Raw genomic sequence first — 4,751 nt, forward strand, 5'->3', positions numbered from 1 at the left:
GTCCGCTCAGCCGGCCGGGGCGCCCCCGGTGCGCCCCGGGGCCGGGCCCGGCCCCGCACGCGCGCGCCAGCGGCGCCTCGATCCAGTCGGTGAGGACCGCAAGGTCCTCCAGGGACAGCGCCGGCCGGGCCCGCACCTCCTCGACGCGGACACTCCCCTCGGTGACCACCGCGAGGGCCTCCACCCGGGCCCCGTCCGCGAAGGCGAGCCGCACATGGAGCCACCGTGTCGCACACTCCCCCTCCCGCACCTCCCACGCGGGCCACACGGACACCGCGCCCTCGCCCGGGCAGCGATCGGAAAGTCGAGGAACAGACACATCGGGCACGCACGCCACGTAACCGCATGATCACTTTCCATACGAACGAACACGCTCCCCGAGCGGCCCACGGCACCCTGTCAGCGGAGCGCCGTCGGTGCGATGCTGGAGGCGTCAGCGCTGGAGGCATCAGCGATCTCCTGAAGATCCCCCGGGGTGAGGAGTTCGGCCGTGCTGCGTGTCGCCGTCGTAGGTTCCGGCCCGAGCGGGTGCTACACCGCCCAGAGCCTGGTCCAGCAGGACCCCGACGTGTACGTCGACGTCCTGGACCGGCTGCCCTGCCCGTACGGGCTGGTCCGCTACGGCGTGGCACCGGACCACGAGAAGATCAAGTCCCTGCAGAACAACCTGCGCACCGTCCTGGAGCACGAGCGGGTGCGCTTCCTCGGCGGGGTGCCGGTGGGCCCCGGAGGGGTGCCGACCGCTCGGCTCAAGGAGCTGTACCACGCGGTGGTGTACTGCGTGGGCGCCGCCACCGACCGGCACCTCGGCATCCCCGGCGAGGATCTGCCGGGCAGCTGGTCGGCCACCGAGTTCGTGTCCTGGTACAGCGCCCACCCGGACGCCGTCGACGACGGTTTTCTGCGCGAGGCGCGCTCGGCCGTGGTGATCGGCGTGGGCAACGTCGCGGTGGACGTGACCCGGATGCTGGCCCGCGGCGTGGCGGAGCTGAGCCCCACCGACATGCCGCACGCGGCCCTGACCGCGCTCGCGGCGAGCCGGGTGACCGACATCCACATGGTGGGGCGGCGCGGCCCGTCCCAGGCCAGGTTCACCACCAAGGAGCTGCGCGAGCTGGGCACCCTGCCGGACACGGGAATCGTGGTGGACCCGCGGGAGCTGGCGCTGGACCCGGCGTTCCTGGATCCCTCCGGCCTGCCCGCCGCCCAGCGCCGCAACGTGGAGGTGCTGCGCGGCTGGGCCGCGGCGCCGCTCGCGCCGGACGCCCGCCGGCGGATCGTGCTGCGCTTCTTCCTCCGCCCGGTCGAACTGCTGGAGCGGGACGGCAGGGTGGGCGCGGTGCGCTTCGAGCGGACGGCGCCGGACGGGAGCGGCGGCGTGACGGGGACGGGCCGGTTCGAGGACATCGAGGCGCAGTTGGTGCTGCGGTCGGTGGGGTATCGCGGAGTGCCGCTGGAGGGACTGCCGTTCGACGCCGCGACCGGCACGGTGCCGCACAGCGCGGGCCGGGTACTGCGTGAGGGCGCTGTCGCACCGGGCGAGTACGTGGCGGGCTGGATCAAGCGGGGCCCGACCGGCGTCATCGGCACGAACCGTCCGTGCGCGAAGGAGACGGTGACCTCGCTGCTGGAGGACGCCGCGGAGCTGCGGCGGCGGGACGTCCCCCGGGACCCGCTGCAGGAGCTGCGCGCCGCGGGCGTCGAGCCGGTCGAGTGGACGGGATGGCGAGCGATCGAACGCGCCGAGGCCGACCTGGGCGCGTCCCTGGGCCGCACCGTGGTCAAGCTCCCCGACTGGGAGTCGCTGCTCGCGGCGGCGCGGCGGGCGGGGGCGTGAGAGGGCCGGCACCGCAGGCGTAAAGCGTCCGGTCAGTCCTCGTCGAGCCTCGCCGCCTGGCGGGCCGCGGCCGCGAGCAGGCAGTCGAGCAGGCCCGGGAAGCGGTCGTCCAGGTCGTCCCGGCGCAGGCCGTTCATCTTGGCGGTGCCCCGGTAGATCTGCCGGATCACGCCGGCCTCGCGCAGCACGCGGAAGTGGTGCGTGGTGGTGGACTTGGTGACCGGGACGTCGAAGGCGGAGCAGGCCAGCTCCGTGTCCTGGGCGGCGAGTTCACGGACGATCCGCAGCCGCATGGGATCGGAGAGCGCGTGCAGCACGCCCTCGAGGCGGATCTCCTCCCGCGCGGGGTGCGGCAGATCGCGGCTGCTGGGGGCGGGGGCGGCGGTCGTCACGGCGGCTCCACATCGGTCCGGGGCCTTCATCGTACGACGACCCTCGTACGTTCACTCCTCCTAGTTCGACGACCCTCGTAGTTTGACAACCCTCGTACTACGAGGTCTATCGTACGAGCAGACCCCGGCCCCCGTGACGAATGGAGCCCGCCGTGAGCGCGCTGTTCGAGCCTCGCACCCTGCGCGATGTGACGATCCCCAACCGCGTGTGGATGGCGCCGATGTGCCAGTACTCGGCCGCCCCCGAGGGCCCTGAGACGGGCGCCCCCACCGACTGGCACTTCGCGCACTACGCCGCCCGGGCCGCCGGAGGCACCGGACTGATCGTGGTCGAGGCCACCGCCGTGTCCCCGGAGGGCAGGATCTCGCCGTACGACCTCGGCCTCTGGAACGACATCCAGACCGAGGCGTTCCGCCGGATCACCCGCTTCCTCGCCGAGCAGGGCACGGTCCCCGCCATCCAGCTCGCGCACGCCGGCCGCAAGGCGTCGACCGAGCGCCCCTGGAAGGGCGGCGCACCCGTCGGAGCGGACGGCCACGGCTGGCAGCCGGTCGCGCCCAGCGCCCTCGCCTTCGATGACGGCCACCCCGTCCCGGACGAACTGACGGTCGACCAGATCAGGCGGATCGTGGGCGAGTTCGCGGACGCGGCCCGCCGGGCGCTCGCCGCCGGCTTCGAGGTCGTGGAGATCCACGGCGCGCACGGCTACCTGATCAACGAGTTCCTCTCCCCGCACTCCAATCGCCGCACCGACACCTACGGCGGCTCGTACGAGAACCGCACGCGTTTCGCCCTCGAAGTCGTCGACGCCGTACGGGAGGTGTGGCCCGACGACAAGCCGCTGTTCTTCCGCATCTCGGCCACGGAGTGGCTCGAGGGCGCAGGCTGGACCGCGGACGACACGGTCCGCTTCGCCGGGGACCTGCACGCCCACGGCGTCGATCTGCTCGACGTCTCCAGCGGCGGCAACGCCCCGCGTGTCCGCATCCGGACCGAGCCCGGTTACCAGGTCCCCTTCGCCGCCCGGGTGCGCAAGGAGACGCCCATGCCGGTCGCGGCCGTGGGTCTGATCACCGAGGCCGAGCAGGCCGAGAAGATCGTAGCCAACGGCGAGGCGGACGCGGTGCTCCTGGGCCGGGAGCTGCTGCGCAACCCCTCGTGGGCCCGCCAGGCGGCCCGGGAACTGGGCGGTGAGGTCCACGTGCCGGACCAGTACCACCGTTCCGTCTGATCCTCGGGCATCCCGCGTCCCGCATTCCGCCCCTGTCCCGCACCGCCCCGCACGCCTTCCTGGCCTGCGGGGCGGTTCCGTTTCTGCGTGACCCGTTGACCAGAAAGCGCTTACCCCGTACGTTCCGTTCAGCAGGATGACCCGACCTCGTCGCGTGATGGCGAGGCGAACAAGAGACAGAACGTCGTTCATGTAGGTGACTCAGCTCCGGAACTCCCCACACAGAAGGATTCGGGACATGACTTCTGCGACGCGACCACGCACCAAAGCCTTCACCGGCGCCCTCGCCACCCTCGGCCTGTCGATTGGCATGGTCATGACTACCGGCGCCTCCCCGGCCGGCGCCGCCACCTGGCCGACCCCCAACGGCAGTGAGGGCGTCTCCTCCACCATCTCGATCTCCGGCACCAAGGACTACGGGATGAAGCGCCTGTACGGCACCGGAGACCTGGGCTCGGGCGGCCAGGACGAGGATCAGGGCCCGATCCTGGAACTGGCGAACGGCGCGGTCCTGAAGAACGTCATCCTCGGCGCCCCCGCGGCCGACGGCATCCACTGCAAGGGCTCCTGCACCCTGCAGAACGTGTGGTGGGAGGACGTCGGCGAGGACGCCGCCACCTTCAAGGGCACGTCGTCGTCAGCCGTCTACACCGTCACCGGCGGCGGCGCCAAGGAGGCCGGCGACAAGGTGTTCCAGTTCAACGGCGCCGGAACGCTGAACGTGTCGAACTTCGCGGTGCGGAACTTCGGCACCTTCGTGCGCTCCTGCGGCAACTGCTCCACGCAGTACAAGCGGACGATCAACCTCAACACCATCGAGGTGACCTGGAAGGGCAGCAGGATCGCCGGCATCAACACCAACTACGGCGACAGCGCCACCCTGCGGAACATCACGATCGTCGGGGACACCAGCAAGAAGATCGTCCCGTGCCAGAAGTACATCGGCAACGACGACGGCGACGAGCCCGACAGCAACGGCTCGGGCCCCGACGGCACGTACTGCAAGTACGCGGCCTCCGACATCACCTACCGGTAGTCCGCACGCACCGGACCCACAGGCGGCCGTACGAGGCACCCACGCGGGGCCCCGTACGGCCGTCCGCGTGTCCGGCCGTTCTCACCCCGGATCGCCTCCCACGCGCGCGTGCACCTCGCCCGCCAGCTCCCGCTGGTAGTCGGCGTACGCGGCCCGCAGCGCCTCGCCCGGCCAGTCGGCCGGCAGCAGGGCGGGCGGCAGCACGGGGTCGGCGAGGAGATGGCGTACGACGGCCGCGAAGGCGGTGAGCCGGT

At 71.9% G+C, this 4,751-nt stretch carries 6 protein-coding genes; 3 read left to right on the forward strand and 3 right to left on the reverse strand.

Annotated elements, in window-relative coordinates:
* A partial coding sequence (locus N4P33_RS32895; protein WP_260830595.1) for a DUF6214 family protein occupies nt 1-274 on the reverse strand: 274 nt, incomplete at its 3' end.
* Nucleotides 275-490: 216 nt separating this feature from the next.
* Here N4P33_RS32895 and N4P33_RS32900 point away from each other — a divergent pair.
* The gene (locus N4P33_RS32900; RefSeq protein WP_260830596.1) at nt 491-1,837 is read left to right on the forward strand and encodes an FAD-dependent oxidoreductase; all 1,347 of its coding nucleotides are present in this window, start codon (nt 491-493) and stop codon (nt 1,835-1,837) included.
* 32 nt (nt 1,838-1,869) lie between these two features.
* Here the strand turns inward: N4P33_RS32900 and N4P33_RS32905 are convergent, their stop codons facing one another.
* Nucleotides 1,870-2,229 (reverse strand): helix-turn-helix transcriptional regulator, encoded by a 360-nt coding sequence (locus N4P33_RS32905; protein ID WP_260830597.1) that lies wholly within the window; start codon nt 2,227-2,229, stop codon nt 1,870-1,872.
* 152 nt (nt 2,230-2,381) lie between these two features.
* Here N4P33_RS32905 and N4P33_RS32910 point away from each other — a divergent pair, with 152 nt between their 5' ends.
* Together N4P33_RS32910 and N4P33_RS32915 are read left to right on the forward strand one after the other, a co-directional pair.
* Nucleotides 2,382-3,461, forward strand: coding sequence for an NADH:flavin oxidoreductase/NADH oxidase (locus N4P33_RS32910; RefSeq protein ID WP_260830598.1), 1,080 nt, complete (start codon nt 2,382-2,384; stop codon nt 3,459-3,461).
* 238 nt (nt 3,462-3,699) lie between these two features.
* The gene (locus tag N4P33_RS32915) at nt 3,700-4,497 is read left to right on the forward strand and encodes a pectate lyase (protein WP_260830599.1); all 798 of its coding nucleotides are present in this window, start codon (nt 3,700-3,702) and stop codon (nt 4,495-4,497) included.
* A gap of 81 nt (nt 4,498-4,578) precedes the next feature.
* On the opposite strand, the gene N4P33_RS32920 is transcribed toward N4P33_RS32915, so the two are convergent.
* A partial coding sequence (locus tag N4P33_RS32920; protein WP_313904626.1) for a PaaX family transcriptional regulator C-terminal domain-containing protein occupies nt 4,579-4,751 on the reverse strand: 173 nt, incomplete at its 5' end.

It is taken from the genome of Streptomyces sp. 15-116A, from assembly GCF_025290915.1.
Classification (GTDB): domain Bacteria; phylum Actinomycetota; class Actinomycetes; order Streptomycetales; family Streptomycetaceae; genus Streptomyces.

Excerpts from the sequence above, each read along its gene's own strand:
- N4P33_RS32915 (WP_260830599.1), top strand. The coding sequence starts at position 3,700 with ATGACTTCTGCGACGCGACCACGCACCAAAGCCTTCACCGGCGCCCTC.